Annotated in this window: 17 protein-coding genes; 4 read left to right on the forward strand and 13 right to left on the reverse strand. The window is 70.3% G+C overall.

The genetic code is table 11. From position 1 onward, the window contains the following. A partial coding sequence (locus QM624_RS12695; protein ID WP_415092349.1) for a sugar-binding domain-containing protein occupies positions 1 to 338 on the forward strand: 338 nt, incomplete at its 5' end. Next, complete coding sequence (locus QM624_RS12700) at positions 335 to 1150, forward strand: phosphotransferase (protein WP_415092351.1); 816 nt, start codon at positions 335 to 337, stop codon at positions 1148 to 1150. The genes QM624_RS12695 and QM624_RS12700, both read left to right, overlap by 4 nt. Before the next feature lies 1 nt (position 1151). Here QM624_RS12700 and QM624_RS12705 read toward each other — a convergent pair whose 3' ends face one another. From QM624_RS12705 to glmS, 4 genes are all read right to left on the reverse strand, one after another. After that, on the reverse strand, positions 1152 to 1820 hold the full coding sequence (locus tag QM624_RS12705; protein ID WP_415092353.1) for a PTS sugar transporter subunit IIA: 669 nt from the start codon (positions 1818 to 1820) through the stop codon (positions 1152 to 1154). A gap of 226 nt (positions 1821 to 2046) precedes the next feature. After that, positions 2047 to 3660: a bifunctional ADP-dependent NAD(P)H-hydrate dehydratase/NAD(P)H-hydrate epimerase gene (locus tag QM624_RS12710; RefSeq protein WP_415092355.1), complete on the reverse strand. Its 1614-nt coding sequence runs from the start codon at positions 3658 to 3660 to the stop codon at positions 2047 to 2049. A 4-nt stretch (positions 3661 to 3664) separates the two neighbouring features. Beyond that, positions 3665 to 4012 (reverse strand): holo-ACP synthase, encoded by a 348-nt coding sequence (locus QM624_RS12715; protein ID WP_415092356.1) that lies wholly within the window; start codon positions 4010 to 4012, stop codon positions 3665 to 3667. Next, positions 4009 to 5853, reverse strand: coding sequence for a glutamine--fructose-6-phosphate transaminase (isomerizing) (gene glmS, locus QM624_RS12720; protein WP_415092358.1), 1845 nt, complete (start codon positions 5851 to 5853; stop codon positions 4009 to 4011). The genes QM624_RS12715 and glmS overlap by 4 nt, the downstream gene beginning before the upstream one ends. Before the next feature lie 130 nt (positions 5854 to 5983). On the opposite strand from glmS, the gene coaA reads away from it, so the two are divergent. Then, a complete protein-coding gene (gene coaA / locus QM624_RS12725; protein ID WP_415092360.1) occupies positions 5984 to 6973 on the forward strand; it encodes a type I pantothenate kinase in 990 nt (329 codons plus the stop codon). Here coaA and QM624_RS12730 read toward each other — a convergent pair. From QM624_RS12730 to QM624_RS12770, 9 genes are all read right to left on the reverse strand, one after another. Next, positions 6945 to 7811 carry a metallophosphoesterase gene (locus tag QM624_RS12730; protein ID WP_415092362.1) on the reverse strand — a complete coding sequence of 289 codons (867 nt, stop codon included), beginning with the start codon at positions 7809 to 7811 and terminating at the stop codon, positions 6945 to 6947. The genes coaA and QM624_RS12730 overlap by 29 nt on opposite strands. Further along, complete coding sequence (locus tag QM624_RS12735; RefSeq protein WP_415092364.1) at positions 7808 to 9712, reverse strand: putative nucleotidyltransferase substrate binding domain-containing protein; 1905 nt, start codon at positions 9710 to 9712, stop codon at positions 7808 to 7810. The genes QM624_RS12730 and QM624_RS12735 overlap by 4 nt, the downstream gene beginning before the upstream one ends. Beyond that, complete coding sequence (locus QM624_RS12740; RefSeq protein ID WP_415092366.1) at positions 9709 to 10587, reverse strand: glutamate ABC transporter substrate-binding protein; 879 nt, start codon at positions 10585 to 10587, stop codon at positions 9709 to 9711. The genes QM624_RS12735 and QM624_RS12740 overlap by 4 nt, the downstream gene beginning before the upstream one ends. A gap of 21 nt (positions 10588 to 10608) precedes the next feature. Continuing rightward, the gene (locus tag QM624_RS12745; RefSeq protein WP_298131097.1) at positions 10609 to 12144 is read right to left on the reverse strand and encodes an amino acid permease; all 1536 of its coding nucleotides are present in this window, start codon (positions 12142 to 12144) and stop codon (positions 10609 to 10611) included. A 255-nt stretch (positions 12145 to 12399) separates the two neighbouring features. Further along, the gene (gene glmM, locus QM624_RS12750) at positions 12400 to 13752 is read right to left on the reverse strand and encodes a phosphoglucosamine mutase (RefSeq protein ID WP_415092368.1); all 1353 of its coding nucleotides are present in this window, start codon (positions 13750 to 13752) and stop codon (positions 12400 to 12402) included. 7 nt (positions 13753 to 13759) lie between these two features. Next, the gene (gene rpsI, locus QM624_RS12755; RefSeq protein ID WP_415092370.1) at positions 13760 to 14293 is read right to left on the reverse strand and encodes a 30S ribosomal protein S9; all 534 of its coding nucleotides are present in this window, start codon (positions 14291 to 14293) and stop codon (positions 13760 to 13762) included. Beyond that, positions 14290 to 14733: a 50S ribosomal protein L13 gene (rplM, locus tag QM624_RS12760; protein WP_415092372.1), complete on the reverse strand. Its 444-nt coding sequence runs from the start codon at positions 14731 to 14733 to the stop codon at positions 14290 to 14292. The genes rpsI and rplM overlap by 4 nt, the downstream gene beginning before the upstream one ends. 151 nt (positions 14734 to 14884) lie before the next feature. Further along, positions 14885 to 15619, reverse strand: coding sequence for a hypothetical protein (locus QM624_RS12765; protein WP_415092374.1), 735 nt, complete (start codon positions 15617 to 15619; stop codon positions 14885 to 14887). Beyond that, a complete protein-coding gene (locus QM624_RS12770) occupies positions 15612 to 15959 on the reverse strand; it encodes a PadR family transcriptional regulator (protein WP_415092376.1) in 348 nt (115 codons plus the stop codon). Before QM624_RS12770 ends, QM624_RS12765 begins: the two co-directional genes overlap by 8 nt. A 137-nt stretch (positions 15960 to 16096) precedes the next feature. Here QM624_RS12770 and QM624_RS12775 point away from each other — a divergent pair. Next, positions 16097 to 16594 (forward strand): glycosyltransferase family 39 protein (locus QM624_RS12775; protein WP_415092378.1); only part of this gene is annotated, 498 nt, incomplete at its 3' end.

Here is a 16594-nt window from a genome sequence, read left to right on the forward strand (position 1 = left end):
CCGGCATCGGCCGCTGGGCGCCCGGCCTGTCGACGCTCTACCAGGCGGCCACGCCGCCGGAACGGACGGCACTGGCTCAGGCCGGCGTCTGCGCCGAGATGGCCGGCGTCTGCCTCGCCGCCGACGGCGAACCGCTGCACACGCCCTTCAACGACAGGATGATCGCCGTCGAGGCGGCCCAACTGCGGGCCGCGTCCCACCGGATCGCCATCCCGTACGGAAGCGAGAAGCACCCAGCCGTGCTGGCCGCGCTGCGCAGCGGGCTGGTCACCATGCTGGTGACCCACTCCTCGCTCGCCGAAGCCCTGCTCAGCCGCGACGAACCGGCCCACCGATGATCGGCGCCGGTCGCGGCACCGATCGCCCGGACGAGGTGGTGCTGGTCGGCGGCACCGCCAACCGCGGCCTGATCATGCGGCGCGGCGACGCCGTCCATCGACCACCCGGACCGCACGCAGCCAGCGTGCACGCGTTGCTGACCTACCTGGAAGAAGTCGGCTTCGACGGCGCGCCCCGGTTCCTCGGCACGGACGAGCAGGGCCGCGAGGTGCTCAGCTTCATTCCGGGCGACGCGGTCGTGCCGCCCTACGCGCCGTGGATGTTCAGCGATGACACGCTGCGCAGCGTGGCCCGGCTGTTGCGCCGCTATCACGAGGCGGTCGCCGGTTTCGACCTGGCGCCCTGGCGCTGGTCGCGTCCCCCGCCCGAGGAGTTCCGGGGCACCCTGGCCTGTCATTCCGACCCGAACCTGGCCAACGTGGTGTTCCGCGACCAGGTGGCGGTGGCGCTGATCGACTTCGACCTGGCCGGCCCGGGCCGTCCGATCTGGGACGTCGCGGCCGCCGCCCGATTGTGGGCGCCGCTGCGGGCCGATGAGTACATCGACGACCTGCGCCACGGCCGCGGCCCGGAACGACTGAGCATCTTCCTGGACGCCTACGGCGGCGATTTCGATGCCGATGAGTTCCTCGACGCGGTCAGCGCCAACCACGACTGGCTGTACCAGGTCGTCGAGGACGGCTCGGACGCCGGCATCGAGGGCTTCGTGGACTATTGGGCCGTCGTGGAACAGCGCGCGGACCGTACCCGGGACTGGTACCGGACCCAGCGGCCGGTGCTCCGTGCGGCGGCCGACCGGACGCCGCACTAGCTCAGTTGTTGACCTTGACCAGGGTGCGCCAGACCTGCTCGGGGGTGGCCGCCTGCTCGAGCTGGGCGACCTTCGACTCGTCGAGGAAGACCTCGGCGATCCGGCCCAGCAGTTCCAGGTGCTGGCCGTCGGCGCCGGCGATACCGATCACGAACTTCACCGGGTTGCCGTTCCACTCCAGCCCGTTCGGGTAGCGAACGACAGAGATCGCGGAAGTCCGGATCTTCGTCATGCCCTCATTGGTGCCGTGCGGAATCGCCAGCAGGTTGCCCATGTAGGTGGAGACGGAGCGCTCCCGCTCGAACATCGAGTCGATGTAGCTGTCGTCGACCGCGCCGGTGGCGACCAGCAGGCCTCCGGCCTCGCGGATCGCGTCGTCTTTGCTGGTGGCGGTGCCGTGCAGTTCGATGGCGCGCAGCTTCAGGATGGCGTTCTCGTCGTCGATCTCACCCTGCTCGACGGGCGCCGACTCGGCGGAGGCACCCGCCGGCTCGGCAAGGGCGTCGGCGGCGACCGGCGGGGCGGGGACGGTGGGCGCCGGCGGAACGGGCTGCGCCTTCGCGGTCTCGGTCGGGGCCTGCGAAGACGCCGACTGACGCTTGCGCACCAGATACATGGTCGCAATGGCCACCACGGCGACGATCAGCACGATCACCAGGGTCTGTTCCATCAAGGTTCTCCTCGTCGACGGATGTCCGGCACGCAACAGGCGCCAGAAGGGATTCTGTCACCTCGCACCGACAAGAACGATCCTCGGCCCGCCATCCGGCCAGTCGTGGCGAGCGCCGGGGATCGCGGTTCACGTCGGGGATGACGACTGTGACGACACTGGTCACAGCCAGAAGCTCCACGTCATCCCGGCGAACGCCGGGATCTCCGGCGGCCGGGATCCCGGATCAAGTCCGGGATGACGGGTGGGGCCGGGAGGACAGGTGGGGCCTGGAGGACGGAGCACACAACCCGGCGATCACCCCGGGTAGCCGGGTGGCGAGTTCCTGGGGCGGGTACGGTCCGGGGGCGGACGCCGCGGTCAGTGCCTGGATCGACGCTGCGGCCAGGGCCGCCTTCGCCGGCGGCAGTCCGGCGGCGAGCAGGGTGCCGCAGATGCCGGCCAGCACGTCGCCGGAGCCGGCCTGGGCCGTCCAGTGCGGGCCGGGGACGGCGATGCTGACCCGGCCGTCGGGGCCGCAGACGTACTGGGTGGCGCCCTTGAGCAGCACCGTCGCGCCGAACCGGGTCGCGGCGGTACGGACGGCCGCCATCGGGTCGGCGCTCACCGCGGTGCGCTCGATCTCCAGCAGCCGGGCCAGTTCGCCGGCGTGCGGGGTGAGCAGCACCCGCTCCCCCAGTTCACCGGGCGGCAGGAAGCGCAGCGCATCGGCGTCCAGCACCAGCGGAAGGTCCTCGGCCAGCGCCCTTTCGACCACCGCCGCGCCGTCCGGACGTTCACCCCAGCCACAGCCCAGCACTCGGGCCTGCACCCGGCCGGTGCCGAAGACCACATTGGGTGCCGCCTGCCGGATCAGCGCGACCGCCCCGTCGGCACCGGCGAATCGAATCATGCCCGCTCCGGCGTGCACGGCGCCCAGGGTGGAGAGCACGGCAGCGCCGGGGTAACTGTCGGAACCGGTGTCGAGGCCGACCACACCGCGGGAGTATTTGTCGCTGGTAGCGTCCGGGATCGGCCAGGCGGCCGCGACGTCCGAGCGCTCCCAGCAGCGCAGGTCAGGCTCGGGCAGGTCGAGCCCGATGTCGACCAGTTCGACGGTCCCGCACCCGGACGCCGCCGGCTCGAGCACCTGGCACAACTTCAGCCCGCCGAAGGTGACGGTGCGAGCGGCGATGAAGTGTGGCAGGCCGACGCCGACGAGATCCCGGGGCAAGCCCGGGATGACCGTGGGCGTCGGAGTGGCGGTGGGCGCCGGGGTGGCGGTGGAACTCGTCGGCCCGGCAGTGTCCGGGTGGCCCGGGGTCGCGCTGCTCGTCATCCCGGCGGACGCCGGGATCTCGGCGCCGCACTGATCCGCGTCCAGCCCGGACGGCAGGTCGACAGCCACCACCGGCACCTCGGCGTCCGCGCACGCCCGGGCGAACAGGGCGACCGGTTCGCGCAGCCCGGCGCGTCCGCCGATACCCAGCACTCCGTCGACAACGAGATCGATCGAACCGAGAGCGGCAACGGCGCCGACCGCGTCCAGCTGCCGGCCGCCGGCGGCACGGAAAGCCGCCCAGGCCGCCTCATGGACACGTTCCGAGGTCAACCAGGCTGACACCGCGACACCGCGCGCCAGCAACCGCGCCCCGGCATACAACGCGTCACCGCCGTTGTTGCCGGCACCAGCCACCACCAACACTCGCGCGCCATAGACGGCGCCTCGCAGCGCGCGGAGCTCTCGCAACAGCACCGACGCCAACCCGGACGCCGCCCGCTGCATCAGCACGCCCGGCAGCGACGCCAGCAGCGGCTCCTCCGCCGCGCGGATGGTCTGGGCCAGGTACGCCGATCTCATGGCGTCAAGCCTCGCAGACCACCACCGCGGCGGCGATGCCGGCGTCATGGGTGATGGAGAGATGCACGGTGGCGATGCCCAGTGCGGCGACCCGATCGGCGATCGTCCCGGTGTAGTGGAAGTAGGGCTTGCCGAGGTCGTCCTTGCGCACCTCGACGTCGTGCCAGGACAGCCCGGCGGGTGCGCCGAGCGCCTTGGCCAGCGCCTCCTTGGCGGCGAAGCGTCCGGCCATCCGGTTCATCGACGAATCCCGCTCGGCGGGCGTGAACAGCCGGGCCAGCAGCCGCTCACGGGCGGCGGCCGAGGCGAACCGTTCGACGGGGCAGACGTCGATGCCGATGCCGACGATCACTCGACGGTGACCGACTTGGCGAGGTTCCGCGGCTGGTCGACGTCATAGCCCTTGAGGGTGGCCACCTCGCAGGCGAACATCTGCAACGGCACCGTGGCGACCAGCGGCTGCATCAGCGTCGACACCTTGGGCAGCCGGAACAGGAAGTCGGCGTACGGCGTGACCTCCTCGTCGTCGTCCTCGGCGAGCACGATGGTGAACGCGCCCCGGGCACGCACCTCCTGGATGTTGGAAACCACCTTGTCGTGCAGCTGATCGCGGCCCTGCGGCGGCACCACCACGAAGATCGGGATGCCCTCCTCGACCAGCGCGATCGGGCCGTGCTTGAGCTCACCGGCCGGGAAGCCCTCGGCGTGCAGGTAGGCGATCTCCTTCAGCTTCAGCGAGCCCTCCAGCGCCACCGGATAGCCGACATGCCGGCCGAGGAACAGCACCGACTTGGCGTTCACGTAGCGGGCGGCGAGTTCCTTGATCGGCTCGATCTCGTCGAGCACCCGCTGGATCAGCGGCGGGGTGGCGGCCAGTTCGCCCATGATGGCGGCGATCTCGTCGCCGAACTTCGCGCCCCGCACCTGGGCCAGGTAGAGGCCGAGCAGGTAGCAGGCGGCCACCTGAGTGAGGAAGCCCTTGGTGGAGGCGACGCCGATCTCGGGGCCGGCGTGGGTGTAGATGACGGCGTCCGACTCGCGCGGAATGGTGGCGCCGTTGGTGTTGCAGATCGCGATCACCTTTGCGCCCTGTTCGCGGGCGTGCCGGATGGCCATCAAGGTGTCGGCGGTCTCGCCGGACTGGCTGAGCGTGACCACCAGGGTGCGCGGCGTGATGATCGGGTCGCGGTAGCGGAACTCGGAGGCGATCTCGACCTCGCAGGCGATCCGCGTCCAGTGCTCGATGGCGTACTTGGCGACCATGCCCGCGTAGTAGGCGGTGCCACAGGCGACGATGATGATCTTGTCGATGGTGCGCAGTTCCGCTTCGGGAATGTGCAGCTCGTCGAGCTTCAGCGAACCGTCGTCGTTGTAGCGGCCGAGCAGGGTGTCGGCGACCGCCTGCGGCTGCTCGTAGATCTCCTTGCGCATGAACCAGTCGTAACCCTGCTTCTCGGCGGCGGAGAGATCCCAGGTCACCTCGAACGGGTGCGACTCGGCCGGAGCGCCGTCGAAGTCGGTGACGACCACGCTGTCGCGGGTGACGTCGACCACCTGGTCCTGGCCCAGCTCAATGGCCTGCCGGGTGAACTCGATGAACGCCGCGACGTCGGAGGCGACGAAGTTCTCACCCTCACCGACGCCGACCACCAGCGGCGAGTTGCGGCGGGCGGCGACCAGCCGGCCCGGCTCGGCGGTGTCGATCGCGACCAGGGTGAACGCACCGTGCAGCCGGTTGCAGACGCCGCGCATCGCGTCGGCCAGGTCGGCGCCGTCGCCGACCGCCTGGCCGACCAGCTGGGCGGCCACCTCGCTGTCGGTTTCGGAACGGAACTCGACGCCCTGGGCCTGCAGTTCGGCGCGCAGCGGGGCGAAGTTCTCGATGATGCCGTTGTGGATCAGCGCCACCCGGCCGTTGGCCGACACGTGCGGATGCGCATTGTGGTCGGTCGGGCCGCCGTGGGTGGCCCACCGGGTGTGCCCGATGCCGATCTCGCTGACCGCGATCGGATCGGCCGCGATCTCGGCGTCCAGGTTCGAGATCTTGCCGGCCTTCTTGCGAAAATCGATCGTTCCGTCGGCGATCACCGCCACCCCGGCCGAGTCATAACCCCGGTACTCCATCCGGCGAAGCCCCTCGACCACCACCTTGCTGGCATCGCGAGGACCGACATAACCGATGATTCCGCACATGGCGCGAACTTTACCGGGGCGGTTCCGGGCCACCGGACCATGCCCAATCGGGCGTGTGTCGTCGCGCGTTTCCCGGCCCGGCTCGCGCTGTGGCGGGCAGACTGGTGCCCAGCCCAGCCAACGAGGTGCCATGGATCCGAAACCGCTGCTGCTTCCGCCCGGAATGCCGTTCTCGCCCGAGGACGACCCGTACGGGCCCTACGTCGCACTGAGTCGCGGGCAGTGGAGCGAGCTGGCCGAGGCCGTCCCGTGGGATCTCGACGCCGACACGCTGGCCCGGCTGCGCGGTCTGGGTGACCCGACCGACTCCGACGAGGTGCGGCAGGTCTACCACCCGCTCACCCAGCTGCTGAACCTGTACTGGGAGCGCACCGGCGCGCTGTACGGAACCACCCACGACTTCCTCGGCATCAACCACAAGCAGGTGCCGTTCGTGATCGGCGTGGCCGGCTCGGTCGCCGTCGGCAAGTCGACCACCGCCCGGTTGCTGCAGGAACTGCTGGCTCGCGGGCCGCGGCGTCCGCGAGTCGACCTGGTCACCACCGACGGCTTCCTCTACCCCAACCACATGCTCGAGGCGATGGGCATCGCGCACCGCAAGGGATTCCCCGAGTCCTACGACCGGCAGGCGCTGCTGCAGTTCGTCATCGACGTGAAGTCGGGCAAATCGGAGGTCACCGCGCCGGTCTACTCGCACCTGTCCTACGACATCGTTCCCGACGAGCGCATCGTGGTCGCCGACCCCGACATCCTGATCGTCGAAGGGCTGAACGTGCTGCAGCCCGCCCGGCGCCGCTCGGACGGCAGCACCGCCCTGGCAGTCAGCGACTTCTTCGACTTCACCGTCTACGTCGATGCCCGGACAGCGTTCATCCGGCAGTGGTACATCGACCGCTGGATGGCGCTGCGGTCCACCGCCTTCCGGAACCCGCAGTCGTACTTCCGGCGCTACGCCGACATCTCCGACGGCGAGGCGCTGACCACCGCCAGCACCTTCTGGGACACCATCAACGGCCCCAACCTGGAACTCAACATCAGGCCCACCCGCGGACGCGCCACCGCGATCCTGCGCAAAGGCGAGAACCATCAGGTCAGCTGGGTGCGGATCCGGAAGGTGTGACCGGGCCGCCCGGCAGTTCGAAGGCACGCCACTGCCGCCTGACTTCGGCACCGTGCCCGGGGTCGACGCCGACCAGCCGTCCGCCCGGCAGGGTGATCACCACGTGCCGGGCGGTGTCGTCGAGCCGCGCCGCCTGCCGCAGGTCGTCGCCGAGGTTCCAGCTGCCCGCCTCCCAGTTATAGACGGAGCTGTGCCCGTGCACCTGGCTGAACGGCAGTTCGTGGCCCGACCAACTGGCCGCCACCTCGGTACCGGCCGCCGCCCAGACCGGCCCGGCGGCATGATCGGGGTCGCGCCAGCCCACCATCGTGCCGGGCTTGAACAGTGCCCGGCTGTTGCGGTGGGCCAGCGCGTTGATGGCGTCGGCCGCTGCCGCGACATCGGACGGCGCCCCCAGCACGTCCGCCCAGAAGCCGCGGGTGAGCCCGGCATGACTGACCAGCAGATCCTCACCGGCGGCGCGGATCGCCACCGCCGGCCGCATCCGTCCGCTGGTCCACCAGTTGCGCAGCACCGCGACAGTGCCCCGGGGCACCCGTTCGGACCAGCTGAACTGCTTGCGCCGCAGATAGAACGCCTCGTGGTTCCCGACCAGCTGGATCCAGCGGTCCGGGTTGGCCTGCAGCTGCCGGTCGACCAGCGCGACCACGCCCGCCGAATCGGGTCCGCGATGGATCAGGTCACCGACCTGGACGACCAGCAGATCCGGCGGCAGCGGCCCCTCCCCGTCACCGGGAACACCGAGCCGGGCCAGCTCGTCGCGCAGCGCGTCGACATGCCCGCCGACGTCGCCGATCACCGCCACCCGCTGCCCCGGCAGCACCCGTAGCAGGCTCATCGCCAGTCGTCGGCGTCCGGTTGCGGATCGGGCCGCCCCCAGTCCTCCGGGTTCTCGTAGCGGGACAGGTTGGCCATCCGCTGCTGCACCGTCGCGATCTCCCGGACGGCGCGCGCGATGATGCTGCGGTCGATCGCCGAGATCCGGTCCAGCCGGATCCGGTCGGTGGCGGGGCGGCCGCGCTCCACCTGGTGGAGCTGCCGGCGCAGCCGGATCGCCTGCAGCACCTCGAACACCTCGACCAAGGTGGCCGCCTGCCGGGCCGGCAGGATCGACGAGCCGGCAGCCGCTCGAAGCCGTTCAGTGGTCGGCAGCGCCGTGGAGCCGACGGTGAGGGCCGCCCAGCGGGCCAGGTTGACGATCGGCAGCAGGGCGTAGCGTTTGATGTCGAAGGCGTCGCGTCCCGGGAAGACCCGCAGCAACGGACGCAGCCGGGCGCGCTTGGCCAGAGATTCCTCCAGCAACATCCGCATGCTGGCCGGGTGTGCCCGTAGTTCGGTGACCATGCGGGCGACCGCCGGCACGTCGTGAGCGCCCATGATCGGCCGCGCGTCGAGCAGCAGCGAGACCATCATCGCCGCGTTGTTGCGGCTCGGGTCGTCGAGCCATTCCCGGGCGATCTCCTCCCAGGAGGCGCTGCTGCGGGCGAACAGCTTGTGCGCGGCGGTGGCGCCGTGCCCGTCACCGGTCAGGCCCGCCCGGGCCAGCGAGCCGATCACCTCCAGGAAGACCTCCCGGTAGCGGTCGATCTCGTCCTGCGGCAGCGGCTCATGGAACGCCACCGCGCAGTCGACGTCCGAACTCAGCGTCGACTCGCGCCGTCCGTTGCTGCCCAGCGACAGCCAGGTGAAGGCGTCCAGCGACACCTCGGGATGCGCCGCGAAGGTCAACTCGAGCATCCGCCGGGTGACCGCATCGACCAGCGCCGAGTAGACGCTGAGCACGCCGGCGGCCCCGAGTCCGCCGGCCAGCAGGTCGGCGAGCAGAGCGGGCAGCCGCCGGGCATGCTGCACCAGCGTCGTCACGTCGTGGGCCCGTTGGATGCGTTCGTGCACCACCAGGCCGGGGGTGACCGGCGAACCGAGGAAGTCGCGGGCCTCGACCGCCCCCGTCACCCGTGCGTCCGGCCCGGTCACCAGCACATGGTCGGATCGGACGTCGTCGAGCAGCAGGATCAGCGCCTCCGCCGCGGAGGCGTCCCCGGGCAGTCGCGGCAGATCGGTGGCGGCCACCCCGCCGACCGGCAGTTCGGTGGACAACCCGGCCGCCAACACCCGCTCCCGCAGCGTCCGGTCGGTGACCACGCCGAGGTCGCCGTCGGCCAGCCGGACGCCGGCCAGGCCCGTCCGCGCCATCGCCAGCGCCGCCTCACGCACGCTGATCGTGCCGGGCACGATGACCAGCGGCGCCATCGCCAGCTCGTCGACCCGCAGCCGCTCCCCCGGTTCGGACAACTCCGCGGGTGCCAGCAGGCCGCGGGTGGGCACGGTTCCCACCGCGGTGTCCGGTAGTACCGCGGCCACCCGGTCGGCCGGCATCCGCACCACCCGGACGGGCCCGTCGGCGACCGCCAGCGGACCGATCGCCTTCCCGGTCAGGGTGGCGTCGAGGCCGAACACCTCTCCGGCGCCGCAGATCATGTCGGGCGCCTCCGGATCGTGCGGCCGCGCCGCGTCCCGCCAGACCCGGACGCGGCCGGCGACCACCACGAACACCTCACTCGGCGGTGCCCGGAAGGCGTCCAGGATCAACTCACCGGCCCGGTACTCGGCGACCCGAGCCTCGGCGGCCAGCGCCTCGATGGTGTGCGTGTCGAGGTCGGCGAACGGCGGCGTCGCGGCCAGTGCCGCCATCGCCCGGACGAGGACGACGCGTGCGTCGTCGCGTCGGGTTTCGGTCACTTCCCAGGCGTCGGCGGATCGGGGATCTTGTAGCCGGACGGCCCCACGTTGCGGTCCAACGACGCCTTCCACGAGCCGTCGGCGATGTAGTTGGTGAGCGCCTGGTTGACCTGGGTCACCAGCTGCCCGGAGCCCTTGGGCATCCCGATGCCGTACGGCTCGTCCGAGAAGCCCTGGTTGAGCACCCGCAGCACGCCCTTATTCGCCGGCAGAGCCGCGAAACCGGCCAGGATGATGTCGTCGGTGGTCACCGCGTCGACGTCACCGGTGGTCAGCCGCTTGACGCATTCCGAGAACGTGTTGGGCTGCACCAGCGCGACATCGCCCTGATACCGGTTCAGCACGTTCTGCGCCGAAGTGGTGTTGGCCGCCGCGCACAGGGTGCGGCCCTTCAGCCGGTCGGGCCCGGTCAACTCCTCGTCGTTGCGCCGGACCAGCAGGTCCTGGTGGGCCACGAAGTACGGACCGGCGAAGTCCACCCGCCGCTTCCGGTCCTCGGTGATCGTATAGCTGGACAGCACCAGGTCGACCTTGCCCTCCTCGATCAGCCGCTCGCGGTCGACCGGGTCGGCCTTCACCCAGGTGATCGACTCGGCCGGCACCCCGAGGGCTTTGGCGATGTAGGTGGCGGTGTCGACGTCGAAGCCCTTGGCGTCGGAGCCCACGGTCACCCCGTCGGCTTCGCCGGCCTCGCTCGCGGTGCCCACGCCGGGCTGATCGAACGAGATGCCGATCCGCAGCTTGCTGAACGTGGTCGCCCCGGCGATCGGGGTGGGGTCCTTGATCTCGCCCGGGCTGGAACAGCCGGCCAGGACCAGGCCGAGGGTCGCCACGGCGCCGAACAACCGGGCCAGGGGGGAAAGCCTGCTACGCATCTGTCGGAACTCCTTCCGGCCTCAGTGGCTCGGGGTGTCGGCGTCGGGATCGGCGACGGTGGCGTCGCCGTAGCGGGGTCCGGTGTCGGTCCAGACCGACTCGATCCGGCCACCGGTGTTGGCGATCACCCGCGGCTTCACCAGCCGCCAGCCGAGCGCCAGCAGCGCACTCAGCACCGGGATGCCGAAGACCACCACCAGGAAGTTGATCTTGTGCAGCAGGTCGGGCGCGCTCTGCCAGCCGGAGACCGCGATGCCGACGAGCACGAACACCAGGAAGCCCAGACCGATGTACGAGGTGTACGGCGAACCGGGCGCCGGGAACGGTGTGGGTGGCACCACGCCTTTGTCGATCAGTTGTCTCAGCCTGATCTGGCAGCTGAAGATAGTCGCCCAGGTGAACACGATCATGATCGCGGTGGCCTCCAGGGCCAGTTCGAAGGCGTTCGGCACGAAGGCGTTCAGCACCGCGCCCAGGGCCATCACGGCCGCGGTCATCACGATGCCCGCCCACGGCACGCCGGACTTGCTCATCTTCAGCGTGAAGGCCGGGGCCTGCTTCGACATGCCGAGGCTGCGCAGCACCCGTCCGGTGGAGTACATGCCGGCGTTCAGGCTGGACATCGCGGCGACGATCAGGATCGCCTGGATCGCCGCGCTCATCCAGTCCATGCCGAGTCGCTCGAAGACGGTGACGAACGGACTGATGCCGGGCTTGTAGTCCTCGGTGGGCAGCATCGACACCAGCAGCAGCAGCGAGCCGACGTAGAAGACGGCGATCCGCATGATGACGGCGTTGACGGCCTTCGGCACCTCGCGGGCCGGGTTCTGCATCTCGCCGGCGGCCACACCGACCATCTCGATCGCGGCGTAGGCAAACACCACGCCCGACATCACCAGCAGCGGGCCGTACCAGACGTAGGGCGCCTCGGTCGGCCAGAAGCCGCCCGGGTTGGTCCACAGGTTCTGGAATCCGGCCTTGTGCCCGCCGATGTCGAACTGGCCGACGACCACGACGGTGCCGACCACCAGGAAGACGCCGATGGCGCCCACCTTGAGAATGGCGGCCCAGAACTCGAACTCGCCGAACGCCTTGGCCGACATCAGGTTCACCGCCAGCACCACGACCAGCCCGATCAACACGGTGATCCAGGTGTCCAGCGTCGGGAACCAGAACTGCATGTAGAGCCCGACCGCGGACAGGTCGGCGATGCCGGTCAGCGCCCAGTTCATCCAGTAGATCCAGCCGGTGGTGAACGCCCACTTCTCGCCGAAGAACTCACGCATGTACGACACGAACGCCCCGGACGTGGGCCGGTGCAGCACCAACTCACCCAGCGCCCGCATCAGGAAGTAGGCGATCAGACCGACGAACGCGTAGCTCAGCACCAGCGCCGGGCCGGTGTTGTGCAGCCGCGAGGCCGATCCGAGGAACAGGCCGGTGCCGATGGCACCGCCGATCGCGATCATCTGGACGTGGCGACGTCCGAGGGTCTGCTTATAGCCGACCTGCTCGGCGTCGAGCGCCGATAGTTGCGGCGACTTGGTGTCGGTCATCTGACTCATTCCTCGGAGGAGAACAGCGATCCGTGAGCCACCGACCGAGTGAGAAGAGCCGTGGGGACGGCCGGGGGCGCTTTCGGTTCCTGGCACCCTGCCAGCCGAGCGGGCGCGCCCGCAAGCACTTCTGTGGAGAATTCCGGCCCGTACGCGAAAACGTAACTTCTACCGACGCTCGCGGCAGGATTTCCTCGAAGCGACGCCAAAGAGGCGCCGCACACCCCGGTCACCGGAGGTGACGGGAGTCGGGTGTTACAGCGCGAGCCGGTCGCGGACCACGCCGACCAGGCGTTCGGCGATCTGCTGGGCCTGGTCGTGGCTGGCCGCCTCGACCATCACCCGGACCAGGGGTTCTGTCCCCGACGGCCGCAGCAGCACCCGTCCGGTCTCGCCCAGTTCGCGTCCGGCTGCGGTGACGGCCTGCTGCAGCACCGGGTCGAGCCCGGCGCGCACCTTGTTCACGTTCGGCACATTGATCATCACCTGCGGCAGCCGGGTCATCACCGACGCCAATTCAGCGAGCGACTTGCCGGTGCGAGCCATCCGGGCAGCCAGGTGCAGCGCGGTCAGCACGCCGTCGCCGGTGGTGGCGAATTCGCTCATGATCACGTGACCGGACTGCTCGCCGCCCAGGGTGAAGCCGTTGGCGTTCATCGACTCGAGCACGTAGCGGTCGCCCACCTTGGTCTGATCGACCCGGACGCCGTGCGCGCGCATCGCCAGGATGAAGCCGAGGTTGCTCATCACGGTGGCCACCACGGTGTCGCTGTGCAGCCCGTGGTCCTCTTTCATGGCCAGCGCCAGGATCGCCAGGATCTGGTCGCCGTCGACGATCGCACCGTCGGCGTCGACCGCCAGGCAGCGGTCGGCGTCGCCGTCCAGGCCGATGCCGAGATCGGCACCGTGGGCCAGCACCGCCTCCTGCAGCGAGCCCAGATGGGTCGAGCCGCAGTTGTCGTTGATATTCAGGCCGTCGGGATCGGCATGCAGCGGGATCACCGTCGCGCCCTGGGCGTCGAACGCGGCCAGGGCGGTCAGCGAGGCGGCGCCGTTGGCGGTGTCGATGACCACCTTGAGCGGCGCCAGCGAGGCGTCCTGACCGAGGCTGGAGACCAGGTGGGCGACATAGCCCTCGACCGCACCCAGGTCGTCGCGGACGCGTCCGACATCGGCACCGGTGGGCCGGGTCCAGGATTCGCCGAGCCGCTGCTCGATGGCGTCCTCGACGGTGTCGTCGAGTTTCACACCGCCGCGGGAGAAGAATTTGATGCCGTTGTCGGGCATCGGGTTGTGGCTGGCCGACAGCATCACGCCGAGGTCGGCGTCCAGCGCACCGGTCAGGTAGGCCACCCCGGGGGTGGGCACCACGCCGAGCCGGATCACGTCCACGCCGGCCGAGGCCAGGCCCGCGACCACCGCCGCCTCGAGGAATTCTCCCGAAGCCCGGGTGTCGCGGCCCACCACAGCGAACGGCCGACGGCCCTCGAACACGCCCGCCTCGCCCAGCACGTGGGCGGCGGCGACGGCGAGGTCGAGGGCCAGTTCGGCGGTCAGCTCGGCATTGGCTCGTCCACGGACACCGTCCGTTCCGAAAAGCCTTGCCATGCGCCGATCAGCGCTTGCTGTACTGCGGAGCCTTGCGGGCCTTCTTGAGGCCGGCCTTCTTGCGCTCCTTGACGCGGGCGTCGCGGGTCAGCAGGCCCGCCTTCTTCAGCGACGGACGCGAGGCCTCGGCGTCGACGGCGTTGAGGGCGCGGGCGATGCCGAGCCGCAGCGCGCCGGCCTGGCCGGTGACACCGCCGCCGACGATCTTGGCGACCACGTCGTACGCACCGGCGACCGCGGCGGTCTCGAACGGCTCGTTGACGGTCTGCTGGTGCAGCTTGTTCGGGAAGTAGTCCTCCAGCGCACGGCCGTTGATCTTCCACTGGCCGGTGCCCGGGGTGAGCCGGACGCGGGCGATGGCCTCCTTGCGGCGACCGGTGGCGTCGGCCGGCCCGATCACGGCGGGGCGCTCGCCCGGTGCGGCGGACGACGGGGCCGCCTCGGCGCGGTAGGCGATCTCGCGCTCACCCTCGGTGAACGGGGCGAACTCCTCGGTGGTGGTCTCCACGGTCTCGGTCACGGTGCTTCCTTCGGCTCTCACTGAGCGATCTGAGTGATCTGGTACGGCTGCGGCTGCTGTGCGGTGTGCGGGTGCTCGGGGCCCGCGTACACCTTCAGCTTGCTGAGCAGCTGACGGCTGAGCTTGTTCTTGGGCAGCATGCCCCACACGGCACGCTCGACGGCGGCGCGGGGATCCTTCTCCAGCAACTCGCCGTAGGGCACCGACTTGAGGCCGCCCGGACGCCCGGAGTGCCGGTGCGCGAGCTTGGCCGTCCGCTTGTTGCCGGTCAGGGCGATCTTGGAGGCGTTCACCACGACAACGAAGTCACCGGTGTCCACGTGCGGCGCGAACTGCGCCTTGTGCTTGCCACGCAGCAGCGTGGCGGCGGTGACGGCCAGCCGTCCGAGAACGACATCGGAGGCATCGATCACATGCCAGTTCCGGGTGATTTCACCCGACTTGGGGCTGTACGTAGACACGCTCGTGGACCACTTCCATTAGGTAGCTGTTCTGTCGGCAGTGCGGGATCTGCATCGGCAGACCACAGCGCAACAGCGATTTAGGTTACCCGCCCATCCGGGGGTGGGTCAAAACGAGCCGGCGGACGGGCTTCCCGGGCTTGTCAGGGCCTCAGAGCAGCGAGAGCAATCCTGCCAGGAACACCGTCGCCACCGGGATCGGCAGGGCCGTCCAGGCCCAATGCCGGACGCCGGGGCGCGGCAGCCCGCTGCCCGGGACGGGTGAGCTGAGCACGTCGGGCTCGGTGGCGTCGGAGCGGATCGCGACCCAGGTGCCGAGCGCCAGGGCCAGCAGGCCGATCACCAGCATCGCCGGCCGGGGCACCTCGAACAGCACCCGGTCGAGACCGAGCCGGCCCGCGGCGACCAGACCGGCGGCCACCGCACCCAGCACCAGCAGGGTGACTCCGAACACCACGACCGGACGCTCGACGATCGCCCGCAGCACCCGGTCACCGAGGGCCACCACGACCACCGGCAGCAACGCCGCGACGACCAGGCCGGCCAGCAGGGTCGTCGTGACGCCGACCGCGTCCGGGCCCCACGGCATGGCGGCGATGACGGCGACCAGGCCGAACAGCTGGATCAGGGTGGGGACGACGCCCTTCAGGGTCGCCGCCTTCGACTGCTCCGGCTCGGCCGGCAGGCCGAGCGAACGGGCGTACTCAACCGGGTCGCCGAACGCCTCCTCCGCACTCTCGCCGCTGTCGACGACGTGCGCCTCGACCTCGGCCAGCGCGGCACCGATCCGTTCGCCGGACACTCCCTGCAGCCGCAGCTCCAGCAGCATCGCTTCGACCCAGCCGGGCTCCACGTGAGGTGCGATGGCCCCTCGGATCTCAGTCATGGACTTTCTCCTTCTCGTTGGTGATGGCGGTGACGGTGTCGGCGAATGCGCGCCATTGCACCCGGCGCCGGTCCAGTTCCAGCAGCCCGGCGTCGGTCAGCGCGTAGTACTTGCGGCCCGGGCCGGATTCACCGGCCCGCCACTCCACCCGGACCAGCCCGGCCTGCTCGAAGCGGGCCAGCAGCGGGTAGAGGGTGCCGCCCTTCACCACGCCGAGGCCCGCCTCGGCGAGTTCGCTAGCGATCGCGTAGCCGTAGGTCTCGCCCCGGGCGATGACAGCCAGGGCACACATCTCCAGCGCTCCCCTGAGCCATTCGGTGGGCCATCCGCTCTCGGTCATGAGTAGATGGTATGCCTATCTAGTCAGTCGCGCAATATAGATGGGCGAGCGATTTAGGTGGTCGGCGAAATTCCCTCACAAGCACCGCACAGGCACCCCTCAGAGCGCCAACAGCGCCGTGGCCGAGCGTGGTGGCCATGACGACGACAACCCTCGTGCCCCCGGCTGCCGCGGCGACAGCCGGCCCATCGGGCTCCGCTTCCAAGCCGCTGACGCCGCTGGTCCGACGTGGCTCGCTGGCGGCCACCCTGCTGGCGGTGGCCGCCCTCTACACCTGGAACCTGGCCGCCTCGGGCTGGGCCAACTCGTTCTATTCGGCTGCCGTGCAGGCCGGGACGCAGTCCTGGACGGCGTTCTTCTACGGCTCGCTGGACGCCGGCAACTCGATCACCGTCGACAAGACGCCCGCTTCGCTGTGGCTGATGGAGCTGTCGGCCAGAGTCTTCGGGCTGAGCTCGTGGAGCATCCTGCTGCCGCAGGCGCTGCTCGGGGTGGCGTCCGCCTGGATCCTGTACGGCACGGTGCGGCGCTCGCTGGCCCGCGGCGGCTCGGCGCATCGCGCGCACTGGGCCGGCATCGTCGCCGCACTGGCTTTCGCCCTCACCCCGGCGGCCACCCTGATGTTCCGGTTCAAC

Source organism: Micropruina sp. (assembly GCF_047606365.1).
Taxonomy (GTDB): Bacteria; Actinomycetota; Actinomycetes; order Propionibacteriales; family Propionibacteriaceae; genus Micropruina.